The following is a 24,648-nucleotide window of genomic DNA, read 5'->3' on the forward strand; positions in this document are numbered from 1 at the left end:
GTATTTATATTCCGAAGTTTACACCCAATGTGTAGGTTCTTGGTACTGGAAAAGTCCCCCAGTCCATGCCAAGGTTTAAGGCACTACCAGTTGCTGTTCCATTCACAGCAGCACTTACTTCTGGGTTAACTCCTCTATACTGAGTTAACACTAACACCTGTTGTACACTAGCATTTAGCCTTATACTTTTAAACACATTGCTGTTTCCTACAGGAATATTATAGCCTAATGTTATATTTTTGATGGTTAGATAATTTCCTGAATCTACAAATCTGGTACTAGCCCAGTCACGTTCCATCCAAGTTGCTGAGGTTGATTTTCCGAATAATCCATCACCTGGATTTTCTGGCGACCTCCAACGATTCTCAATTCCTTTTACCACATTAAATACGCCATCAAGGTTAGTGGTGCCTTGATCTGTCATCACCATAATATCATTACCATATGAACCCGCACAAACTATAGATAAATCAAAATTTTTGTAGTTGAATGTGTTGGTGAAGCCATAGATAAATTTCGGGAATGGATTACCTATAAATGTACGGTCGTCCTCATCACCACCAAAAGTAATTACGCCATCTCCATTTACATCTTGATATTTTGCTGTCCCAACTTCTGAAGCTGTTGCTTTTGGTGAGCTGTCAAAATCTGCTTGATCTACATAAACGCCATCGTGTATTAAGCCCCAAAACTGTCCGATTCTTTCACCAACCATGGTAATGGTCACATAATTACCAAAGCCGCCATATAAGCGATCTACTCCATCTGAAAGTGCCACCACTCTATTATCGTTAAATGAAATGTTGAAATCTGTTTTCCATTTAAAGTTTCCAGTAAGGTTATTTGAGTTAATGGTTACTTCATGCCCCCAAAATTCAAATTCTCCTACATTCGCATTAATTGTTTCGAAGCCAGACTCTTGTGGTACTGTTACATTGTAAAGCAGGTTGGTCGTGTTTTTCTTATAATAATCATAAGTGAACGTGATGCGGTCGTCAAACAAACCCAGATCAAAACCAATATCAAACTGCTTGGTAGTTTCCCAACCTAACTGATTGTTACCTATACTTGTAATACTAGCACCCGGTGCTACTGTAGAGCCAAAAACAGCATTTGTAGTAGTACTTACAGCCGCATATTGTGTATAATTACCAATATTGTTATTACCAATTATACCATAACTTGCTCGGGCTTTAAGAAAAGATATTTTCTCGCTATTGTACAAAAATGGTTCGTCAGATATTACCCAACCTGCTGAAACAGATGGAAAATTACCCCACTGATTATTTATACCAAATCTTGAAGAACCATCTCTACGGATTGAAGCTGTAAATAAATATTTGCCTTTATAATTATAAGATAATCTTGCTAAATAAGATATTAACCCCCATTCTTCTATTCTGTCAAAAGTTTGGGTTCTATCTATATTTACAGCCGACTGTATAGCTTGTATTCTGTCATCAGGAAAATCTGTTCCCCTTATTTGTTGAAAATCAGATTTATATTTTTGAGTTGAAAAACCACCTAGTACTTCAAAATTGTGGTCGCTAAAAGACTTAGAATAGGTTACTAAGTTTTCGTTTAACCATGAGGTATAAAAATTAGAATTTCTAAATGAAGTAGCAACTGTTGGTGGTAAAGAAGCAAAGGTTGTAGATACTGTTGATGGTTTAAAATTCACAAAATCTGTATTTGCTAGATCAATATTGATGGTAGATTTTAAACTCAAACCTTCAATTGGGGTTACCTCAATAAATGCATTTGACAACATGCGAATTGTTTTGGATTGATTGGTAATCTCCTCTAATGCTTTGTACCAGTTAGGTGTTGGGAACGCACTTATACCCGGAATGTATGCGGTTAAAGGCAAAGAACCATCTTCGTTTTCGTAAGGAAGAATTGGCCAAGTAAGCATGGCATTTGAAAGCAATCCACCCGGAACTGCGGCATCTTGGTTAGTCGCATAAAATGCACCATCTGAACTTGGTATGTTATTAACCGAATAAGTTGGCGCTACATTAAACCCCGTTTTAATTTTTTTACTTACATTAAAATTTGAATTTATTCTTAAAGAATAGCGAGTAAAATCCGAGTTATGCATTACACCATCTTGATTAAAGTAACCCAATACCGCAGAAGTACTAAAGTTATCTTTGCCAGTATTAATAGAAACACTATAATTCTGTATGGGTGCAGTACGAAGCATACCACCATACCAATCGTATCCGTCTCCATACTCCGATGGATTTTGGAAAGGTGCTGGAACAGCCTGCCCTCTATCTTCGTACGATTCTTTCTGGAATCTGGCAAACTCTTCTCCATTCATTAAATCTGGCCTGCCTTTTTGAGGTACCTGTTGCACACCAGCATAAGCATTCAAACTTATAGTAGTTTTACCACTTGTTCCAGACTTAGTGGTAATCAATACCACACCATTGGCAGCACGAGAACCATACATAGCCGTTGATGCTGCATCTTTTAATACAGAAACACTTTCAATTTCATCTGGATTGATGGTGCTAATATCTCCTACTATTGGAAAGCCATCTACTACATATAAAGGGTCGCTTCCTGCTAAAATTGACGCTTGACCTCTAATTCTAACTTGCATGCCTTGACCGGGTTTCCCAGTAGTTTGATTAATTTGAACACCGGCCATTCTACCTTGGAGTTTCTGAGTTACCTGTGCTACTGGTAGGTCTTGCAGCTCTTCGGCTTTTATTTGCTGAACAGCACCAGTTACCTCTTTAGAAATTTGAGAACCATAACCCACTACTACTACTTCTTCGAGTTGATCAGTATCTACATTTAGTGCAACATTTATTGTGCTTTCTCCTCCTAAGGTAAATTCTTGAGGAATAAATCCAATATAACTGAAAAGCAAAACACTACCAGATGGTGCTTCGAGAGAATACTTTCCATCAAAGTTAGTAGTTGTTCCACTTTGAGTGCCTTTTATCAATACATTAACACCAGGTAAAGGCTCTCCGTCTTCTGCCGAAGTAACCGTACCAGAAATTTTTATTTGTTGATCGAAAACTTCTAATACTTCTGATGTATTACGGTTTTTGTTTTTTTTTACGACACTAATATTTTCATTCACTCTTTTAAAAGCCAATCCACTCTGCAAAGAAATTTCTCTTAGAATATATCCTAAAGATTTTTGCGGAAAATTGAAGGTGTATTTTGTGTTTATTTGATTGATGATATCATCCTGAAAATAAGTAAACTTAAATCCAGTTTGCCCTTCAATGTCATTAAACACTTCCTCCAATGAGTTTTCTTCACTTTTTACACTGAGTTCAATATCAAAAACAGAGTTTTTCTGTCCATGAGAATCTCCTGGAATTAAAAAGCTCGATAAAAAAGCTTGAAGTATTAAGCCGTAAAACATGTACTTAGCCATGCTTAAAATTTGATGTAATATTTTCAATTTCATATTTTTGTATATTAATGGTTTAAAAAATCATTGAGATCCACTTGATTTCGAGACTCGCCAAAGTATTGATACATCAAGTGGATTCTTTTTTTGTCGATAACTAGCTACTGTTAATTCCCATTTGCATAGTTCGTTTAATTAAATTAGTTGATATAAATCTTGTCCTTTTCTATTCTAAATTTGAAATGCCCGGCAAAACTTAAATTTTCCATTACTTCGCGCAGAGATTCGTTTTTAAAAGTACCTGAAAAGCCATTTTTCATTTTTACATTTTCGTCTTCTAAAATAAATTCTACCCCATACCACCTTTCGAGTGTGGTGATAATTTCGCCTAAATGCTGATCTTTAAAACATAAGATGTTGTCTCTCCAAGAGATTTCTTCTAATTCGAAAGATTCCTTCTTTACATTGTTATCGATTACATTTACAATAGCTTCTTCGTGTGGCTTTAAAGAAACCATTACAGAATCATGACTTTCCAATTCAACCAATCCTGTAACAACAGATACGGTAATTAATTGATCATCTTCAAAAGCTCTTATGTTAAATGATGTTCCCTTTACTACTGTAGAAATATCTTTTGTGTGAATTATAAATGGACTTGATGTATCTTTTTTTACATCAAAAAATGCTTCACCTGTTAAATAGACCTCTCTGGTATTGCCCGAAAATTTATCTGGAAACTTGAGTTTGCTTTCTGCATTAAGTTTAATAAAAGTGCCGTCAGATAGCGTTATATTCCTTTTTTCGCCTTTTTGGTTTTCTCTTGTTATATAAGAAACCTCAGCAATAGGCGATTCTTTTGGGTTTATATCCTGTTTTTCTTGATAATAGAAAAAAAATAATACCAATAAGACTGACGCTGCTACATAATAAAGTTTATTGAAATGTATTTTTCGGGAAGTTTTTTTTTCGATAGATGTTTCTTTATCCATAAAAAGCTCAAGCTTATTCCACACATCTTCTTTTGTGTCTTTTCGCACTTTTAGCTTATGATCCCAATATTTCTCTAATTTCTTATATATAGTAGCATTGTTATCAGATTGGCGTTTCCAATCATCAAGAAAAGTTTTCTCATGGTGGTCTAGCTCTTTGTTTCTAAGAGTTTTAACCAAAATCTCAATAATATATGACATGGTAATTCTTAAATGTAAATTAATTACATACTATCTCTAGGCTACAAATTGGTGCTTTGTTATAAAGTAATATTTGCAGTAGAAAAATTTCAATAATATCTCCTCATAAGGAAGGACGACAATTTTTGATGATTAGACTATGTCAGTGTAAAAAAAATTAAAATTTTCTATAATTAGCATCACAGAAATCAAGAATTTAACCCCTCGGGTGGTACTTACACTTAATTTTTTATCTGAAACTTTATGTTCTAAATGCTTCTTAATCTCATTAATAGCTTTGTACACCTGACTTTTAACTGTATTAGGTGAAATATTTAAAATTTCAGCAGCTTGAGCATAATTCAAATTGTCTTCTTTTACCAATGAAAATGCATTTCTGCACCCTATAGGCAAGTTTTTAACTATTTGATCTATCTCTTTACGTAACTCTATAGCAAAATAAACAGACTCTGGCGTAAAACTTTCAATGGCTAATTCGAGGTGAGAATCGTCTAGTGAAAAATGTGTATTATGCTCTTTAAACGATTTTTTGATGATATCTAAAGAGCGATTTTTCACAAGTACATACAGATAAGTTTCGATGTTTTTAATCTCTGATAATTTATTTCTTTGTGTCCAAATTTTCATAAATACATCAGAAATAACTTCTTCTGCCAAGGTATTTGATTTGAGAATTCTAAATGAAAAGGTAAACAATTTCTCAAAATAGAAATCATAGAAATCTCTAAATGCAAGCTTGTCGTTACTATGTGCTATTCTATAAATAATTATCTCAATGTTATTCATTTTCATATTCAAGCATGTAGTTAATCAATAACATCTTTTAAAAAGATGCACTTTTGAGAGGAGATAATTACCGCAATAAGAATAAAATAATGAAGAAATCCAAATTATTGAATCGTAATTAAATAGCGCATAATTGAACACAAAAAAACATTAGCACAATCAGATATGAAACTATGCTAATGTTTGATTTTTATAATTATCAGTTTGAATATCATAATTATTCCTAAGTGATATTTCACTAAATTACTTGGTTTTAATAATCTCTGATAGAAATTAAAGGAATAACAATTTTTTAAAATAAAATTTTAGACTTTAAGCTTAATCACTAAGCCATCCATCTCATTCGATAGTCGGAGCTGACAAGCTAATCGACTATTATCTGTACAATCTGGTAAAGTATCTAACAAATCATACTCTGGATCTGATGGTTCTCGTAAATTTTCTCCCCCGTCTAAAACTTCTACATGGCAAGTTGCACACAGAGCCATTCCACCACAGGTACTTAAAATTTCATACTCATTGGCTTTTAGTGCTTCCATTAAACTTAGGCCCATATCTGTAGGCAATAAAAGTTTTTGATGTTGTCCATCTAAGCTTTCTACAGATATAGTTATCATATTATTTTCCATAACTATCTATTTTTTTTGATTGTAAGTAATGCTAATTGTCAGAAAGAGTGAACTCCGTTTACAGTTGTGTATTTAAAACTTAGTTTTTGTTCAGGATGAACATACTTAAATGCACTTTGAGCCATGAGTGCTGCTTCGTGAAAACCACACAAAATTAATTTTAATTTACCTCGATATGTATTGATATCTCCAATAGCAAATATTCCCGGAATGTTAGTAGAATAATCAAAAGTATCTACACTTATAGCCGATTTATCTATATTTAAACCCCAATCTGCAATTGGGCCTAATTTGGGACTTAGACCAAATAGTGGTACTAAATAATCTGCTTTAAATACAGTTTCATTTTTAGATCTATCTGCAATAATCACTTCCTGCAAATGTTTATCACCCTTAACTTGAATAATATTTGAATTTAGTATAAGATTGATTTTGCCCTCTTTTGCTAGATTAAAAACTTGCTCGGCAGTATCTGGGGCACCTCTAAATGTTTCATTTCTATGCACCAACGTAAGTGATTTAGCAATGCCTGCAAGGTGAATGGTCCAATCTAGTGCAGTATCTCCGCCACCAGCAAGTATCACATTTTTATCTCTAAATAATTCCGGGTCTTTTACCATATAAGTAACGCCGTTGCCATTCTCAAAAGAATGGAGATTTTCTACTTTAGGTTTTCGTGGTTCAAATGATCCCAAACCTCCTGCGATAACTATCACTTTTGCTTTAACAGCCGTTTTCTCATTCGTTGTTATTACAAAACTTTCATCGCTTAATTTTTCTACAGCCTCTACTCTCTCTCCTAAAGTATATGTAGGCTCGAATGGAGCAATTTGGGTTAATAGCTTATCTATGTGATCTTGAGCCAATACACCCGGAGAACCCGGAATATCATATATAGGTTTTCGTGGATATATTTCAGAAAGTTGGCCTCCTACTTGAGGTAAAGCATCAATCAGGTGGCACCTCATTTTTAGAAGTCCGGTTTCAAATACAGCAAACAATCCTACTGGCCCAGCGCCAATTATACATATATCTACTTCTTTCATTTTATATATTGATTTTTAATTTTTTAAACTTATTTATTTTTATAGATCACCTTAGGCATACCCGCTTCTCCATACATAAGTGTTTTTACAATTGGTTTCAGCTTTTCTGTAATCTTCATATAAAGTATTGGGGCAATACCAGTGCGAGCTCTTATAACTACTTTTTTACCAGCTAAATCATCAAAATTTGCTTGTTCAATATTTTCTTTCCAAAGCATTATATCTAGTGCTTCGGTGCTATTAAAATCATATCGGCAATCTATTTCCTCCAATCGACTGGCAAGCATCATGAATACCCAAGTTGGTATTATCACATTTTCTGAGCAACCTACTGCTACCACCTTGTCTTTATATTTATTCCAATCGGTGTTAGATACTTGCTCTTTAAATTCTTTTTCTTTTACAATTAAGCCCTGATATAAGAATTCCTTTATATCGAGAAAAACACTTTTCTCTTTTGGGGCAAAATCTATAAGGTCAATTGTAATAATTCCAGATTGCTCTACTTTGTTTACAAAAGAATTATTTTCCATAATAATCTGAATTCTAAGTTGAGATAATTAAAAAATCACTTATTCAATTTGTATAGAAAAGGGCCTCCAATAAGATATAACTTAATGGAGGATTTGACCCCTTTCAAAAATTGATAAGAATATTTACACAAAGGTTTTTTATCTAAGAATTGATAAATATCTACTGATATGATAAAATTGTTATTCAGCTTTTTAGTAACTTCTTGTATTCGTGATGCAATATTAACTGCATATCCCATCACTATTTGATGCTTATTATCTCGCAAGAGTAAATCTCCAATAGCTACCTTACCTAAGTGAGCTCCTATTCCAACTTCTATTTCTTCCCTGAAATATTTTTTGAAATATTCTTCATTCAAAGATTTAAGAGACTTTAAAATAGCATTCCCACAGTTTACTGTATCGTTAGCACTTTGCTGTAAATTATTATTGAAACCAAAAGCCACATACAACCCATCTCCTACTGTCTCTATTATTTTACCTCCATACTGATTAATAATTTCTTCAAAACTCAAAAAAAGCTTTCTAATTATATGAATCACATCAAAAGCTAAATGATGCTCTACTATTGAAGTAAAGTTTCTTATATCTAGAAATAACAAGCATAATTGTAACTCTCTCCCGATATCTTTAACATGCTTATTTTTAAGATATAAAGGATAATCACTTTCATCATTCATTATACGTTTGATTTTAACTTTCCCATTTTTTAGTTGAGTTTGACAAGCCAAACGAACATTTTCTGGTAATTCAAAATGCTTTCTTAATTCTTCTTCTGCACTATTAATCTCAGTCAGATTTTCTTCTCCTTCAATAATTAAAATCCTGCAAGTAGAACAGCGAGCATTTCCACCACATTCACAGCAAAAAGGTATACCTCTTTTTAATGCAGCATGCAGTATTGTCTCATCGGGTTCAATCGAAAAAGAAACATCATTTAGTAGTGTAATTATATTATTAGAGCTAAACATCATATCTTAGTTTTCATTCCAACCGCCACCTAATGCTCTGTAAAGATTGATAAGGGCAATTTTTTGTTCTAGGATGTCATTCACATTGCCAATTTCTGCAGCAAGTAAATTCTGTTCTGATGTTAATACATCTGTATAATTAGTTTGAGAATTATACTGTAATAACTTTTTAGTGTCATCTACAGATTTAGATAGAGCTTCAAGTTGTAAAACCCGCTTTTCAATTTTCAGATTTGCCTTTTGAAAAGAATTATAGGCATCTGAAATCTCTTGTCCAGCTTTTAGCAAAGTATATTCGAAATTATAAAATGCAATTTGCTGTTCAGACTTGGCAGTTTTTAAATTAGCCTCATTAATACCTTTATTAAAAATTGGTTGAAATAAACCAGCCGCTACATTGCCAAAAAGTCCAATGTTTTCTGTAAACAAATCGCTAAACTCAAAACTCGAAAAACCACCTGCTCCAGTTAGTGTAAATGATGGATAAAATTGGGTTCTGGCAACATTGGTAAGTTCAAATGCACTGCGGTAAGCAAGTTCTGCCTGTATTACATCAGGGCGGTTTGCCATTAATTCTGCATTAATACTTTCAAAAACTGGTAACGGACTTTTATCATTTATTTCATCAAATCTAGTTCGTTCAATTTTTGCAGTTGATTTCCCTAAAAGCACAGCTAAAGCATTTTCTACTTCCCAAATTTGCTTCTCTACATTAAATATGGCTATTTCTGCATCGTATTGATTCGCTTGGCTTTGCAAAACTGCCACGCTATTTACCACATTAGCCGTTTGTAACTTTTGAATTGATGTTACATTAGCCTTTCTATTCTCAGCTGTTCTTTGTAAAATATTCAATTGCTCATCCAATGCAATTAACTGATAATATTGGCTAGCAATATTTGTGATTAATGCTGCTTGCACAGCGTGTTGATAAGCTTTTGACTGCAAGAGTCTTGCTAACTGTGCCTTATTTGCACTTTTTAATTTACCCCAAATATCAGCTTCCCAAGATACACTGAGCCCTAAATCGTATTGCGTTACATCATCTATAATTCCAAAACCTTGGGTAAATGCCAACTTAGATCTGGCAACAGATACATTGCCAGATATATTAGGCAAAAATGCTTGTTTACTCTGATGGTGAATAGCCTCTGCGATTTCTATCCTTTCAAAGGCTATTTTCATATCGTAATTCTCTACCAATGCTGCTTCAATATAATTTTGCAAAAGCGTATCAGTAAAAAATGATTTCCAAGGGATTTGGGGTACTTCAGCTAAAGTATCAATTGAATGATCTTTATTAACTCTAAGATATTCTTTAGAGTTAATGTTAGGGCTTTGGTAATCTTTTGTAACTCTACAAGAAACAAAAAACAAGAGGAAGCCCGCTATTATATAAATAGAAAGATTAAATCGTTTCATTGTAATTTCTTATTTATGATTTTCAGTTTTTACTCCACTAAAGCGTTCTTGTAGTGTTTGAAAAATGATGAATAGTGTGGGTATTACAAAGATTCCGAACACCGTACCTATAAACATTCCACCCACTGCAGCAGTACCTATAGAGCGATTACTTACGGCGCCTGCACCAGTTGCCAACATAAGCGGAACCAAGCCGAAAATAAAAGCAAAGGAAGTCATCAAGATTGGTCTTAATCGGGCTTTTGCTCCTTCTATGGCAGAAACAAATAAACTTTGACCGCTTTTTCTGTGCATTAATGCAAACTCTACTATCAGAATGGAGTTTTTGGCCAATAAACCAATTAGCATAATTAGACTGATTTGTAAAAATATATTATTGTCTATGCCAAATAGCTGAGCGAATAAAAATGCTCCCGACAAACCGATAGGTAATGGTAATAATACAGCAAAAGGTAAAATATAACTTTCGTATTGTGCTGCTAATAAAAAGTAGACAAACACTAGACATAAAATAAAAATATAAACTGTCTGGTTTCCGCTATTTACCTCTTCGCGACTTAAGCCTGCAAACTCATACCCAAATTGTTTAGGTAAAGCTTGGTTAGCTACTTCTTGAATCGCTTTTACTGCATCACCAGAACTATAACCAGGAGCTGGCACACCGGTAATATTTGCAGCAGTATTCAGGTTAAATCTTCTAATAAACTCAGAGCCGTATACTTTTTTAAGCGTGACAAATTGCGTAATCGGAGCCATTTCGCCACTATTTACTTTTACCAATATTGATTGTAAGTCTTCTGGTTTGGCTCTAAAACTCGCTTTAGATTGAACCATTACCCGATACTGTTTATTAAATCGGTTAAAATCCGAAGCATATATTCCGCCGTAATAACCTTGCATTACACTTAATACATTATCTGGTGAGATGCCCGACATTTCGCATTTTGCAATATCGACTTCAAGCTCAAACTGAGGAAAATTATTATTGAAAGAAGTAGTTGCATACAGAATTTCTGGACGCTGATTAATAAGCCCAAGATAGTTTTGGATAACACCACTAAACTGATCCATGTTATTGGCTGTACGATCTTGTAGGTTAAACTCAAAACCGTTAGTGCTTCCGAAGCCTTGCAATGTTGGTGCTGCAAAAAATATAATGTTAGCACCATTAATTCCGGCTGTTTTGTAAAACAAATTATTTACTACACTTTCTATACCTTGTCCTTCTTCTTCTCTTTCTTCCCAAGATTTTAGTCTAATAAAAAATGCACCATAAGAGCCTCCTGCACCGCTTATTAAATCTTGTCCTGCTAATCTGGTAGATGATTCTACTTCTGGTACTGTTCTTATAATACTATCTACTTCATCTATTAATGCTTCAGTACGCTCCAAAGAAGTAGATGGTGGTAAAATGATATTTCCGAATATTGCTCTACTGTCTTCGGCAGGGACAAACCCTGTAGGTGTATTTTTTATTAATAGCCATGATAAAGCAGTAAAAAAGACGATACTTCCTAAGGCCAACCATTTTTGCCCAATTAAAAACCGGACACCTCTTACATATTTAAAGGTTATGGCTGTAAAAGCATTATTAAAACCTTTGTAAAATCTATGTAGAAAACCTTTATCAGCATGTTCATCATGTGGCTTCAAGAAAATAGCACATAAAGCTGGGCTTAAGGTTAAGGCATTTATTGCTGAAATTACAATCGCAATCGCGAGTGTTAAACCAAATTGTTTATAAAATACCCCTGTTGAACCACTAATAAATGATACTGGTACAAACACAGCAGACATTACTAATGTAATTGAAATAATAGCTGTACTTATCTCACTCATCGCATGCTGAGTGGCTTTTTTTGCAGATTTAGAACCCTGATCTAATTTGGCGTGTACAGCTTCAACTACAACAATTGCATCATCTACCACAATACCTATAGCAAGTACCAAAGCGAATAAAGTCAATAAGTTGATGGTAAAACCAAAAATCTTTAAAAAGAAAAACGTACCTATAATGGCTACTGGAACCGAAATAGCAGGTATTAGTGTAGATCTAAAATCTTGTAAGAAGATAAATACTACTATAAATACTAGAATAAAAGCTTCTATCAGTGTATGAATTACTTTATCTATAGATGCATTTAGAAATTCATTAGCATTTAAAAATGGCACATAGTGAATACCCGATGGAAAGTCTTTTGAACTTGCTTCAATAATTTTTTTACATTCTTCAATCAGCTCATAAGCGTTTGAACCTGCCGTTTGGCTAATTGCTATAGAAGTACTCGGATACCCCGATGTTTTAGAGCTACTATTATAATCTAAAGCACCTAGTTTTACATCTGCAATGTCGTCTAATCGTAATACATCTCCACTATTATTAGCCCGAATAATAATATTGCCAAACTCTTCTGCTGTTTTTAATCGCCCTTTGTATTTAATAGTATATTGAAAAGACTGATTGGCATTTACCCCAAATTTTCCGGGAGCTGCTTCTATATTTTGTTGTCTTAGTTTGGCAATTACATCATTGGGTACCAAACCGTAAGATGCCATTACATCGGGTTTTAACCAAATACGCATGGCATAATCTCTAGCTCCGTAAATAAAGGCATCGCCTATTCCATTTACCCTTTTTAACTTAGGCAATATGTTTAAGCTCACATAATTCTGAATAAAATTCTGATCGTAGTTTGATTTGGTACTGTAAATACTAAAGATATACACCAAACTACTTTGCTTTTTACTGGTCGAAACACCTGATCGAATTACTTCTTCTGGCAGTAAGTTAGTTGCTTTGTTCACTCTATTTTGAACATTCATTGCTGCCAAATCAGGATCGGTGCCTAATTTGAAATAGATAGTAATTGTCGCACTACCATCATTTCCAGCAGTAGAAGTCATATACTGCATGTTTTCTACCCCATTAATTTGTTCTTCTAATGGAATGAGTACACTATTTCTTACCACATCGGCATTGGCACCTTGGTAAGAAGCAGTAACTTCTATAGTAGGTGGCGCAATATCTGGATATTGAGATATAGGCAGTGTGATGATGCCCAGCACTCCTAAAATCACAATTATCACTGAGATAACTGTGGATAAAACTGGTTTATCTATAAAATTCTTTAACATAATTTTTTGATTAAGGCATAAGTATTCCAGCATTACATAGGCTTATGTAATTCATTTTCTTATTGCCATTTTTACTTAGTTTCTTATTATTTTAGGCTGTATCTCCATGCTATCTCTCAAGTTTCCAGCACCTTCATATATAATTACGTCACCAGAAGAAAGCCCATTGGTAACCACAAAATTATTCTCAGTCGAATTATTTAGTGTATGAATCTCCGTAGTGTATACCTTGTTATCTTCCACTTTTAATACCATCCTTTTATCTTGCATTTCGAAGGTAGACTTTTGAGGTACTAATATGGCAGAAGCTAATTTTTGTGGTATAATAATATTACAACTACCACCACTGCGAATTTTTTTATCTTCATTATTAAAAGTAGCTCTAAACCTAGCCGAACCTGTTGCTTGATTTAATACACCACTCACAGATGTTATTGATCCCTCCTCACCAAGAACATTTCCGTTTGATAATTGCAAGTTTACCTTTGGAAAGTTTTTGAGTTTTTCTTCAATAGTATTTCCCTCATGTGAAGCATAGAAATTTAGAAATTCCCTTTCATCCATTGAAAAATAAGCATGTATCTTATCGATATTAGAAATGATGGTCAATGGTGTTTGTAATTGAGGATTAACCAAACTACCAGTTCTATAGGCAATGGTTCCCACTACTCCATCTACAGGACTTTTTATAATGGTATAGCCCAAATCCGTTTTAGCGCGGGTAAGTGCCGACTTTTTTGCCTCTAAAGCCAACTCTGCTGCTTCTAGCTCATAAGTATTTATAATTCCTTCTACAACCAATGGTTTGGCTTTTTCTACTTGTATTTGAGCGTTTTTTACATCTACTTCTGCGGCTTTAAGTAATTCGGCATATTGTGGCGCATTAATTTTAAAGAGTAAATCTCCCTTTTTTACCACTGCGCCTTCGTCTATATATATTTCTTCTATATAACCTTCTATCTTTGGTCTAATGTCTATATCTTCCTGCCCTTCAATAATTGCAGGAAAAGTCTTGGTTAAAACTGTTTCTTGTGAATTAACCTTTAGTACAGTATATTCTGGTACTTGGTTTACAGGAGCATTACTCTCTTTTTGGCAAGACCAAATCGGAATAATACATATCAGTAATAAGCTTACTCTGGTAAGTACAACATTATTTTGCATGATTTTTTGTTTTACGATTTTAAAAAAGGACATACTATTCCACTTCTAGAAAGCAATAATTTTTTCTAGTTTCTCTCTATGAGATCAAAAATTAACTTCAGAATTAGTTAGTGAACATAAAGCGATTAATCCCTAACATATACAATATTTATTGAATACTACATGCCAAAAAGCTTTATATATCTTGCCTTTTATTTTTGATTAAAATATAGAATCTCTACACACTATATAAAATACAGAGTAATAGATTAGTGATGTTAGTATAAGCATAATTTTTAAGCGTATACTTTCACATAAAAATTATAGAAAATCTAACTTGTTTAGTAAATGCTGTATTTAGAATTGCGGATTTTATTAATAGATAAATGCTTTTTTATTTTCGCACTTATTATTTGATTGCGTGTTTATTAAAATAGTTGAAATCAACAACTTTCTTTACTCACAACAGCATAATTCCATCATAAAAGATTTATACGATTTTGCTTCGTGATTCACATTGCCATTATTATCACTTTCTTTAAAAGCATCAAATTTATATGCTACATTTGGGTGTTTATGGTTCATGACATGTTGATTTGAGGTTTATGTTTTTTTATTTTTTTTCAAAAGTAGTATATTTACTTAATAAACCAAATAAATACTTTGTTTATTATGAATAATAAAATGCAAGAAAACGAAAGAGCCATTTGGATAATAAAAAACAATGGAGAACAAACCATTAAAGAGATGGCTAAACATCTTGGAATTACGGTAGAAGGAGCAAGATTTCAGCTTTTAAAATTAGCTAGCGAAGGTTTTGTGAAACAAGAAAACCGCTCTAAAGGAAGAGGTAGACCACAACAAGTTTGGTCACTCACTGAAAAAGGGCAAAGCAGGTTTCCTGATAAACACTCTAAACTAACAGTGATGCTTATTGAAAAAATTAGAAAAACATTAGGCAATGAAGCCCTTCAAAATATTATTGCATCAACTGGAGAAGATCACATTAATGATTATAAAAAGTATATTGCTGATGATGATTCTTTGGAAGCTAAAGTTCAAAAACTGGTTTCTATAAGAGAATCTGAGGGCTATATGGCTGACTATATTAAAAATGCTGAAGATAATTACTTACTAATAGAGAACCATTGTCCGATTTGTGAAGCGGCTAAAGCTTGCCAAGGATTTTGTAAAGCTGAATTAAACGTTTTTCAGACAATTCTGGGAGAAAGAGTGAATGTCGAAAGAGTAGATCATGTTTTAGCAGGAGCACGACGTTGCGCTTACACAATTAAAAAGTTGTAATTAGTAAGAATTTGTTTTTTGAGAATAAGTTTGAATTTCATAATTCTTCGTTTGAATATTATTACCTAACCAATTTGGTTGTAGTAATAACTTTCTACTGTACGATTCACTTTCTATCTTTATGAAGTATAATCCACGTTAAATATTAATTATCCTACATTTTTCACTATTCCTGATAAATAAGTGAACAGATTTACAGTTTATTTGATGTTTGTTCATATTGTATATATACCCTTATGGCAAGACCTATTTTTTACTTTCAATCACTTAAATCATTTGATATATGGACTATAGGGTTTTATATCCTTTTCACAATTAGTTTGTTTTCAATGATTGATCTTAATAAGGATATAGATATAATTAATGTGTATTCACTATCCACACAACTGTGTCTTTACTCATTTTGCTATAAATCACTTAGAAATTTAAGCGTCTACTTCATCTGGATAGCTATTGGGATTTTTCATCTCTTTATGTATTTCAATCTTAAAGATGATATGATACATTCTGCGATATCACTCCGCAATACATTCCTTTTTCAGGTGTTTCGCTTTTTAAGTGCTAAAATTCAGGGTCAAGAACTTGTATGTCCAAGTAGAGGCGGGACTACTGATTTATTTGGTGAAAGAAAAGTCAACGAGTTAGATTATTTATGTTTCTTTATTTACGTTGGATGTACATTTTTCTTTATTAATTAGAAAAAAAGACTATAATCTATGCCTCAACTAAACATGCTGAAAAACACACCCAGTTATCAATGCACTCATTGAATTTAGAGAAAAGTACAGGAAAAAGATCATTGCTTTCAATGATTTTCTCTTAGCTATAAAACAGGTTATAGTAAGGATAGAATTATTTAAATATTTCCCTTTATATCCTTAAGCAAATAGTTTCTCAAAAACTACTCTTTCAACAGAACAATTTTATTTATCATCAAACTATCTCCCGTGTCTGCAATGGCTTTTAAAAGTAATTTTCCATCATTGCTGTCTTCTCGCATTACATGAAATTTAACCCAAGTCTCCGTATTTTCTGCTATAGATTCAAGTTTAGATTCGCGGCCCTCAAAACTCAAAATACCACTTTTACCTTTTTCATTATGGTCATTAAAACTTACTAAGAGACTACCTAACATCCCTTCAGGACAGTTAATTTGAATTTCTATTTCTGAGCCTTCCCAAACACTATTTTCGCCATCTTTCCATGTTTTATCTGCATTAACTGTATAACTAGTTTCGTTTGCTATTTGAATTTTATCGTTTTTAGTTTCCCAACTGATATGCTGTTTTTCAGTCTCTAAATTTGCAGCCGCATCCACATATAAAATGGCATTATTAAAGGTATCTGTATCTATTACATCGTTAACTTCAACTACTTTTACAAAAGTTGATTTGAGCCAATCGTCTGCAACAACTTGCTGTGGATTAAATGAATCGGAATTCATATATGCTAACAAACTGCTCTTTAACTGTTTGGCAACTGGTTTATCTGCTTCCAAATTATAACCACAAACTAAGAGTTTACCATCTCCGATTTTTAATTCGAAGATAGAACCTACTTTGTTGTTTCTATGGAAATCATCAACTGGTTGTGCTATTGGTTTGTATTGATGTGGCAATTCGTTTAAAATATACCCTTTCGCATCAGCAGAGATAGACTCCCATTGCCAATTACTGTGAAACGAAGTTGGGAAGTTTTCAAACGCAGCGTGTTTTTCGTCTAGTAATAAACCAATATTGGTTTTTCCTTGACCCGGAAAAAAAGTTAATGACCAATACAAAGGATAAAATAATGCTTGTACTGATGTCTCAATAGTACCAAGTTTGTGAGCTTGTAATAGAACTTTAGCGCCAGATTTTAACTCTTTTAAAGTTGCTGTATCTAGTTCATTTGCTACAATAATATCTTCATAATTAGTATTAGAATCCTTTACTGGATAAACCCAGATAGGCCATTCATTTTTAAAATCTGTGTTATCAGCTTGAACAGAAACAATCAATTTTGAGGCATGAGTAACTTCATCCAGATTCAATTCTATATCTCCTATATCACTCAACTCTCCTACTTTAAAAAGTTGCTTGTCTAAGTTTCCAGCAGCATAGGTTTTCACTGCTTCATCAGAAATAGTCCAAGAAATTGCTAAATCTAAATCACCTTCTGCATGATTAGAAAGTTGCATTTTAGCTTTAAACACTTCATCATTTTCCCATACATATTTGTCCATTAATAGTAATGGGACAACAGTATTGTTGTGTTTTTTAAATTCTTCTGGTGTCGTAATTTTTTTGCTATCCCAATGGGCATCTAACCAACCTATTAGTGCTTCTCCTTGGCCTTGATAATCTTGCATACCTAGCAACTGAATTCCGGCACAACTTGGCGTTCGCAAAAAGGATTCTATCTCATATTTGTATAAAATTTGACTTAATGCACCAGAAGCTTCTGCAAAAGCATTGTCTTGCTTTGCTATGCCATTTTTCTCTGCAAGTACTTTTAATTCTTCCAGATTTCTGGCTTTCAGCACACCTGTATATTTCTCGATTTCACTCCAGCGAGGATAAACCGGCCATTGGCCAATTTCATGCGCTATGATAGGAATATCCATTTGAGAATAAATATCCTCAAAATTCCAATTAGTTTTTGCACCATTTAATCCTCTAGTGTTACCCACTCCGTTTATATAATGCGTTGCAGAATAATCATCTACTTCGGTAATAGTTCGCGCAGTGGATGAAGCATATAATCTACGTGGATCATGTTTTTTTAAATCGGCAATCCATTTTTTCAATTGGTCGTAATCTGAATTGCCAAGCTCATTACCGATGCAAAACATCGAAAATGAAGGATGATTGCCATAAGTATTAACCACACGGTTCATTTCTGCAATTATAAACTTATCTCGTGGTGGATCGTATCCAAGTCCTTTTGGATGACCTTTGGTCTCCATCTCCGGTCGGCCTTTTTCAATCATATCTGTACTCATCCACGAATCAACCCAAACAGAAGCTTCTGCCTGTAAGTAAATTCCTACTCTGTTGGCTGCTTTAAAAGCTGCTTCTGGTGGACACCAAGAGTGAAAGCGGGCATGGTTTAAGCCATAAGCTTTGTAAGTTTTAAATATTCGCAACCAATCTGCTAAGTCACAAGAAGGATAACCAGTTAATGGAAAATGAACACAATCTAGATTTCCGCGAAGAAATACAGGCTTGCCATTTACCAGCAATTTTGTACCATTATGAGACAATTGCTGAAACCCAAATTCTATTTCTTGTGAATCTTTATTTTTACCTGCTTTTACATTCAATTTTAAAATATACACCGCTGGATTAAACTCGCTCCATAACGCAAGTTTTCCTTCTGTTGAAATTTTTTGCTCAAACCTTGTTTGTCCTTCTGCTAACTCCTTTTCAAATTGACCAGATAAAACAATTTCTCCATTATCTGCAGATACAATTTCATAATTGAAAACAGCTTTTGTTTTTTTGAGAGATGTAACACTAGATTTTAGAGTAATTTCATTGGCTTTAATATCCGAATAAATATCACTCTTTAAGAAATGAACAGCATCTTTTGCCCTTAGTTCTATTTTCCCAACAATGCCATTCCAAATGCTCTGTGTATGTTTTGTATAGGCAGAACCTCGATCTCCAATATTGTGGATCATATCATTATCTACTAACACAGTCAATTCATGTTTGCCTGGGCTAAGTTTACCAATCCTATGGATATGAGGTGTACCAAGCGCATCTTGTACTGACAGTTCTACTCCATCGATAAATACACGAGATTCCCAAAGTACCCGCTCTAAAAATATTTCTATTTGTTTATTTTTCCATTTTTTGGGAATCTCAATTTGTTTCTTGTACAATGCTTTGCCAATAAATTCATACTCAGGGGTTAAAACGCCATAGTCTGATTCCGTAGTTTTATATCCAAAGCTATTCTCGGCTAGTGAACCAGGTAACAGAATATTACCCGTTTTCTTTAACTTACCTGTTGAGTTTTCATCACTATTCTGTATTAGCAATTCTACTTTCCACTGGCCTGATAAATCAATAATATCTTGAGCAAAAGTGTAAAAAGGACTTAATAAAATGATAAAAAAGATTATTCCCTTTATATCGAGATTGTTGATTATCATAATAGCGATTGAAGTAGTAATAAGTTAATTGATTAAAATATCCTGCAAAAATATTATATAGGAAGTAAATAACTACAGGTTTGCATAATGCTGGCAATAAAGATTATATACTTATGATTTGTTAGTATTATTCTTTGATGAAGTAAGACATAAAGTGCATATCGTGCCATAATATTCATTCCCTCAATATCTTTTATCGACATTGGGGGAATGAAGTATTTTCTTAATTTAAATGAATCTTTAAGGCAGAAAACTATTTTTCTTTTGACTGCTCTGTAGCAAGTTCATCATAATATTTTTTAAGTTCATAAAAGGCTTTTTTCTTATTCCCTTTCTCATCAATTAAACCTTTTCTGTTCCATCCTTCTTGATAAGTAGGATTATTTCTTTTAGGCGAACGGAAGTCCGCAAGAATCCAAGGAGTTAAACCAGTGTAGTTATCTGGCATTCTTTTCATCATTTTTACTTGCTCTTTGTAAAACCATTCTTGGTATTCTTCACTCCATCTTGTAAGTGAATCTGCATGAAAACCTCCTTTGGCTCCTGCTCCTGTTTCGCTAAATATGAGTGGTTTGTCGTAAATGGTCTCCCATTGTGCTGTTTGGCAGTAAGATGGCAAACCAATATACCAACCCAAATACTCATTTACAGATACTACATCGGTATAGGCTCCAAGTGGATCGTTAATTGTATTTTTATCTTTATTATAGTGCACTTCCAATGCTGCTGAAATTAACCTAGTTGAATCCATGCTTTTGGCAGCTAGAACTAGGTTTTTCATAAACTCTGTTCTTGTTGGAGATACTGGTGTTTCGTTTCCTACTGACCATATTATAACACTTGGTTTGTTGCGATCTCTTGTAATCATTTCTTTGAGTTGGACTTTGGCTTTTTCTAATACTGCTGCATTACCAAAATCAATCGTCCAATAAACTGGAATTTCAGACCAAAGTAAAATGCCTAGTGAGTCTGCTGCACGAACTATTTGTTCGTTGTGAGGATAATGAGCCAACCTGATGAAATTGCAATTTAATTCTTTTGCCCAGCCTAGTAGTTCTAGCGCATCTTCTCTGGTTTTTGCTCTGCGCATTTCTGTTGGAACCTCCTCATGCATACAGATTCCTCTCAAAAAAACAGGTCTTCCATTCAGCAAAATCTTTTTTCCATCTACCTCTATTTTTCTTAAACCAATTTTTTCTTTCAGTACATCATCAGCGACACTAATTACCAACTCATACCTTTTGGGGTTTACATCTGACCACAATTCCACTTTAGACAGCTTCATGGAAAAGGGTGTTAAAGAATTAGAATAAGTTATAGTGGTCTTTGCTTTTAACTCAGGAATCTCTATTGTCACTTCTTCACCAGTCTTAGCACCATTTAATTTTACCCAACCTGTAACCTCCGCTTTTTTCATATTGGGTTTTAAGGCAACAGTCTCAGTATTAAGTTGAATGAAATAATCTTCTACAAATACAGCCGGAGTTTCAACAACCATTACATCTCTAGTTATACCGCCAAAATTCCACCAGTCTGTATTTACTGTGGGCACCTCATCTTTATGCCTTTTGTTGTCTACTTTTACTACAACATAATTGTCTTTCTCCTTTAGAATGGAATCGTCTATCTCAAACTGAAATGGTGTAAAACCACCTTTGTGTGAGCCAAGCTTCTTACCATTTAAATATACTTCTGCCTGATAATTTACCGCACCAAAATATAAGAATAGCCTATTAGATTCTGCTTTCTTTTTATAGTCGAAAGACTTTTTGTACCAAACTGTTCCTTCGTAATATAAAAATATTGGGTCTTGAGAGTTCCAATCGCCCGGTACATTTAATGTGTTTTTATCATCGTAACCATGTTCAACCATGGCGGTTTTATCTTTAGGCACACCACTATTCCAATAAGCTCCAGGGTCTTTTTCGTGCTTTTCTTTAAATCGATAATCATAAAAGCCAGTTTCGTATGGGTCTACAATGTATTGCCATTTGCCATTTAAGCTATAAGTCTCTCGGCCATATACATTAGTTAGAAGCTCTTGCGCTTTTATAAGATGGGTGGAAACCAAAAATAGGCTTGTAGTTAGGATAAGTATAGTTTTATTATATTTCATATTTATCTTATATTATTAAAATTTCATAAACAATCTAATCAAAAAAACATAAAGAGCATCTTTACACATGTATATACATGTTATCTTTTGCTACTAAAACTTTTAATATCTTCAAAAGAAGAACTTTGCTTCGGTGTAAACTGATCGCTTTTCATATATTCTACTAAGCTTTTTCTTAGCTGTTTAGCAACAGGTCGGTCATCTAAATTTTTCTCCAAATCGATGGAAGTAAAAACTAAGCTGCCCTCTCCTATTTTAGTTTCAAATACATTTGCTAGCTTTCTGTTAGTTACAAAATTGTCAACTACAGTTACAATTGGGTCTACTTGCACATCATCTAAAACAATAGACTTAGAATTGATACATAAATCCCACCATTGCCAGTTAGAATGAAACTCCGTAGGAAAATTAGCCAATGCCGGATGATCAGTATCACATAAAATACCCATAGTAGATGGCTGATCTGGAAAGTGAACCGGACTCCAAAAAACAGGAACAAATCTACCTTCAACTCCTTTTAAGTCTTCTAGATTAGGGTTTAAAAGTACTTTTTTGCCTTGCTTCAATAACTTTTCTGCTTCATTATAAGACCTTGTATAAATTACATTTCCAGCATCTAAATCAACCTCAGGATACACCCAAATTGGCCATTGGTTTTTGTATGGTGTTCCAGCTATTTCAACTTTTACTTGTAACTGTTTTGCTTTGTCTACTTCTAAGCTTTGTGCTATTTTCCCTACAAAATTCTGATTTCCTATTTCGATTAAATCACCATTAAGAGAACCAGACTCTAACACATTTTTACCATCAACTATGCTCCAATTAATAGTATAATCTTTAATAGCTTCTTTAAAATTTGCAATCTGAATTTCTGCATTAAAGGTTTCTCCAGATTTGTAAACTGCTTTTTCGAATTGCAACAAAGGAACAACAGGACCATTAAACATAGAGAAAGTTTCATTATCTATAGCTCCTTTAGATTCCCAAAAGACATTGAGTAGACCCACTAAGGCTGTACCCTGTCCCGGAAAATCTTGAAGTTGAAGTAGCTGAAATCCATCGAATGCAGGTGTTTTCATCGCTCGTTCAATTTCTTCTTTATAAAGTAAAGCAGCTAATTTGCCTGATGCCAAAGTAAAATCTGAAGCATATTTTAACAGTCCTTTTTGCTCTAAATCGTTGCGAATGGCGATAAAATTTAGTGGTTTCAATACTCCCTGATACTTAGAAATTTCATTTATATCTGGATAGACTGAATACTGACCAATTTCATGTGAGATTACTGGCATATTAATATGCTTCATCTCAGCCTGATAGTCTTTATCGAAATGTGGTGATTCTGAATTGAAGAAACCTTGTCCGCGAATCCAACCGTTTTCAGTCCATTGTGTAACCAAAAACTCATCTTCAGGTTGTGCCACCGAACCTGCACCTTTTTGAAAAGAAAAGCTTGTAGTCGTGTAGAGTCTACGATTATCTTGCGATTTTAAACTTTTAACCATTGCATTTAATACATCAAAATCGCCTTCCAGTTCATTGCCCATAGCCATTAAAATAAACGAAGGATGATTACCATAAGCAGTAATAATTCTTTGAGCTTCTTGCTTTAGAAAATCGCTAGTAGCAGCATCTTCACCAACTTTTAAGCTCCAATGTGGTAATTCAGCTTGAATATAAAAACCCAGTTCGTCGGCAGCTTCGAAGGCTGCTGCTGGAGGGCACCAAGAGTGAAATCTAAAATGATTTAAACCATAAGATTTAGCAGTGCTGATTACTTTTTTCCAATCCTCTTTATTTGTGTATGGGTAACCAGTTTGCGGGAAAACAGCACACTCCAAAGTACCACGTAGAAAAATTCTTTGATTGTTTAACTTCAGTGTCCCTCCTTCGGTTTTAATCTCCCTCAGTCCAAAATTTTGCTGAGCTTTACCAGAACCATCTACCGCTGTAAGTTCCAAAGTATAAATATTTGGATTGAATTCATCCCAAGCTTTTACCTCATCAGAAAGGCTAATTTTACCTTTTGCCAGATTTCCATTTACATCTACATTAACCTTACCTTCAGCAATAAGTGTTACTCCTTTTTTTATTTGATAATTTAATTCTTTAAGCTCAGTAAGATTAGTTTTAGTAGCAAATGCTAATTGGCGATTTGTTAAATCAGTATAGATTTGAATTTTTTCTAAAAGCGTTTTATCATGTTTTTTGATGGCTATTTCACCAACTATTCCATTCCACTTAATTTGTGTATGATTGGTATAAGCATGAGCCATTTCTCTTGATGTTTCCATCGGATACTTATCGCCAATCATATTGATAAGCGGGTACTGGTCAGAATTATCTATGCAAATGCTAATAATATTTTTGCCTGGTTTTAATTGCTCACTCAAATCATAGTTATGTGATGCTACCAAGCTATTATTTTTTCCTGCAAATTTACCATTAACCCAAACCGAAGATTCCCAGATTACACGCTCTAAAACTAGTTCAGTGGATGCTCCTTGCCAATCGTTTGGTATGTTTACTTCTCTTTGATACCACGCTTTCCCTATGTATTGATATTTTCTGGCAAGATGCGAAAGTACATAGTTATTTAAAGCTGGTTTAAGTGTATTCTCTGTACCAAGTTGAGCTTCATCAAGCGTGCCCGGCAATGCCACATTCACTCCTTGAATATCATGCTCATACCATTTTTCAGACTCACCGATATTAGTAGAATCTAAAGCTACTTTCCACTGTCCATCTAACAATATTCTACTGCTTTGCTCTTCATTTTTGCAACTAAAGCAGCATAGGCAAACCATGACAAAAAGAATATTGGCGATATTAGAATGCTTCATTTTTAT

The 24,648-nt window shown here is 33.8% G+C and carries 15 protein-coding genes; 1 reads left to right on the top strand and 14 read right to left on the bottom strand.

Translation table 11 applies throughout. The features are described from left to right. Positions 1–4: 4 nt before the first annotated feature. From OQ292_RS24400 to OQ292_RS24450, 11 genes are all read right to left on the bottom strand, one after another. Positions 5–3,439, bottom strand: a complete 3,435-nt coding sequence (locus OQ292_RS24400) for a SusC/RagA family TonB-linked outer membrane protein (protein ID WP_284686601.1) — start codon at positions 3,437–3,439, stop codon at positions 5–7. Positions 3,440–3,582: 143 nt separating this feature from the next. Next, a complete protein-coding gene (locus OQ292_RS24405; RefSeq protein WP_284686602.1) occupies positions 3,583–4,575 on the bottom strand; it encodes a FecR family protein in 993 nt (330 codons plus the stop codon). A 132-nt stretch (positions 4,576–4,707) separates the two neighbouring features. Next, positions 4,708–5,367: an RNA polymerase sigma factor gene (locus OQ292_RS24410; protein WP_284686603.1), complete on the bottom strand. Its 660-nt coding sequence runs from the start codon at positions 5,365–5,367 to the stop codon at positions 4,708–4,710. A gap of 299 nt (positions 5,368–5,666) precedes the next feature. Beyond that, entirely contained in the window at positions 5,667–5,978 is a 312-nt protein-coding gene (locus tag OQ292_RS24415) for a 2Fe-2S iron-sulfur cluster-binding protein (RefSeq protein ID WP_284686604.1), read from the bottom strand. Positions 5,979–6,028: 50 nt separating this feature from the next. Next, positions 6,029–7,036, bottom strand: coding sequence for an NAD(P)/FAD-dependent oxidoreductase (locus OQ292_RS24420; protein WP_284686605.1), 1,008 nt, complete (start codon positions 7,034–7,036; stop codon positions 6,029–6,031). A gap of 29 nt (positions 7,037–7,065) precedes the next feature. Beyond that, positions 7,066–7,569: a DUF2480 family protein gene (locus OQ292_RS24425; RefSeq protein WP_284686606.1), complete on the bottom strand. Its 504-nt coding sequence runs from the start codon at positions 7,567–7,569 to the stop codon at positions 7,066–7,068. A 35-nt stretch (positions 7,570–7,604) separates the two neighbouring features. Continuing rightward, complete coding sequence (locus OQ292_RS24430) at positions 7,605–8,543, bottom strand: adenylate/guanylate cyclase domain-containing protein (RefSeq protein ID WP_284686607.1); 939 nt, start codon at positions 8,541–8,543, stop codon at positions 7,605–7,607. A gap of 3 nt (positions 8,544–8,546) precedes the next feature. Beyond that, positions 8,547–9,962 carry an efflux transporter outer membrane subunit gene (locus tag OQ292_RS24435; protein ID WP_284686608.1) on the bottom strand — a complete coding sequence of 472 codons (1,416 nt, stop codon included), beginning with the start codon at positions 9,960–9,962 and terminating at the stop codon, positions 8,547–8,549. A gap of 9 nt (positions 9,963–9,971) precedes the next feature. Continuing rightward, on the bottom strand, positions 9,972–13,097 hold the full coding sequence (locus tag OQ292_RS24440; RefSeq protein ID WP_284686609.1) for an efflux RND transporter permease subunit: 3,126 nt from the start codon (positions 13,095–13,097) through the stop codon (positions 9,972–9,974). Positions 13,098–13,172: 75 nt separating this feature from the next. Then, positions 13,173–14,261 (bottom strand): efflux RND transporter periplasmic adaptor subunit, encoded by a 1,089-nt coding sequence (locus OQ292_RS24445; RefSeq protein WP_284686610.1) that lies wholly within the window; start codon positions 14,259–14,261, stop codon positions 13,173–13,175. Between the two features lie 435 nt (positions 14,262–14,696). Beyond that, complete coding sequence (locus OQ292_RS24450) at positions 14,697–14,825, bottom strand: hypothetical protein (protein ID WP_284686611.1); 129 nt, start codon at positions 14,823–14,825, stop codon at positions 14,697–14,699. 87 nt (positions 14,826–14,912) lie between these two features. Between OQ292_RS24450 and OQ292_RS24455 the strand changes: the two genes are divergently transcribed. Continuing rightward, positions 14,913–15,545, top strand: a complete 633-nt coding sequence (locus OQ292_RS24455) for a helix-turn-helix transcriptional regulator (protein ID WP_284686612.1) — start codon at positions 14,913–14,915, stop codon at positions 15,543–15,545. 901 nt (positions 15,546–16,446) lie between these two features. Here OQ292_RS24455 and OQ292_RS24460 read toward each other — a convergent pair. From OQ292_RS24460 to OQ292_RS24470, 3 genes are all read right to left on the bottom strand, one after another. After that, positions 16,447–19,686, bottom strand: coding sequence for a DUF8487 domain-containing protein (locus tag OQ292_RS24460; protein WP_284686613.1), 3,240 nt, complete (start codon positions 19,684–19,686; stop codon positions 16,447–16,449). A 253-nt stretch (positions 19,687–19,939) separates the two neighbouring features. Further along, complete coding sequence (locus OQ292_RS24465; RefSeq protein ID WP_284686614.1) at positions 19,940–21,802, bottom strand: glycoside hydrolase family 2 protein; 1,863 nt, start codon at positions 21,800–21,802, stop codon at positions 19,940–19,942. A gap of 80 nt (positions 21,803–21,882) precedes the next feature. After that, the gene (locus tag OQ292_RS24470) at positions 21,883–24,642 is read right to left on the bottom strand and encodes a DUF8487 domain-containing protein (protein WP_284686615.1); all 2,760 of its coding nucleotides are present in this window, start codon (positions 24,640–24,642) and stop codon (positions 21,883–21,885) included. Positions 24,643–24,648 lie beyond the last annotated feature (6 nt).

This window comes from Chondrinema litorale, assembly GCF_026250525.1.
Classification (GTDB): Bacteria; Bacteroidota; Bacteroidia; order Cytophagales; family Flammeovirgaceae; genus Chondrinema; species Chondrinema litorale.

Excerpts from the sequence above, each read along its gene's own strand:
- OQ292_RS24425 (WP_284686606.1), bottom strand. The coding sequence starts at position 7,569 with ATGGAAAATAATTCTTTTGTAAACAAAGTAGAGCAATCTGGAATTATT.
- OQ292_RS24415 (WP_284686604.1), bottom strand. The coding sequence starts at position 5,978 with ATGATAACTATATCTGTAGAAAGCTTAGATGGACAACATCAAAAACTT.
- OQ292_RS24430 (WP_284686607.1), bottom strand. The coding sequence starts at position 8,543 with ATGATGTTTAGCTCTAATAATATAATTACACTACTAAATGATGTTTCT.
- OQ292_RS24410 (WP_284686603.1), bottom strand. The coding sequence starts at position 5,367 with ATGAAAATGAATAACATTGAGATAATTATTTATAGAATAGCACATAGT.
- OQ292_RS24445 (WP_284686610.1), bottom strand. The coding sequence starts at position 14,261 with ATGCAAAATAATGTTGTACTTACCAGAGTAAGCTTATTACTGATATGT.
- OQ292_RS24435 (WP_284686608.1), bottom strand. The coding sequence starts at position 9,962 with ATGAAACGATTTAATCTTTCTATTTATATAATAGCGGGCTTCCTCTTG.
- OQ292_RS24460 (WP_284686613.1), bottom strand. The coding sequence starts at position 19,686 with ATGATAATCAACAATCTCGATATAAAGGGAATAATCTTTTTTATCATT.
- OQ292_RS24405 (WP_284686602.1), bottom strand. The coding sequence starts at position 4,575 with ATGTCATATATTATTGAGATTTTGGTTAAAACTCTTAGAAACAAAGAG.
- OQ292_RS24440 (WP_284686609.1), bottom strand. The coding sequence starts at position 13,097 with ATGTTAAAGAATTTTATAGATAAACCAGTTTTATCCACAGTTATCTCA.
- OQ292_RS24400 (WP_284686601.1), bottom strand. The coding sequence starts at position 3,439 with ATGAAATTGAAAATATTACATCAAATTTTAAGCATGGCTAAGTACATG.
- OQ292_RS24450 (WP_284686611.1), bottom strand. The coding sequence starts at position 14,825 with ATGAACCATAAACACCCAAATGTAGCATATAAATTTGATGCTTTTAAA.
- OQ292_RS24455 (WP_284686612.1), top strand. The coding sequence starts at position 14,913 with ATGAATAATAAAATGCAAGAAAACGAAAGAGCCATTTGGATAATAAAA.
- OQ292_RS24470 (WP_284686615.1), bottom strand. The coding sequence starts at position 24,642 with ATGAAGCATTCTAATATCGCCAATATTCTTTTTGTCATGGTTTGCCTA.
- OQ292_RS24420 (WP_284686605.1), bottom strand. The coding sequence starts at position 7,036 with ATGAAAGAAGTAGATATATGTATAATTGGCGCTGGGCCAGTAGGATTG.
- OQ292_RS24465 (WP_284686614.1), bottom strand. The coding sequence starts at position 21,802 with ATGAAATATAATAAAACTATACTTATCCTAACTACAAGCCTATTTTTG.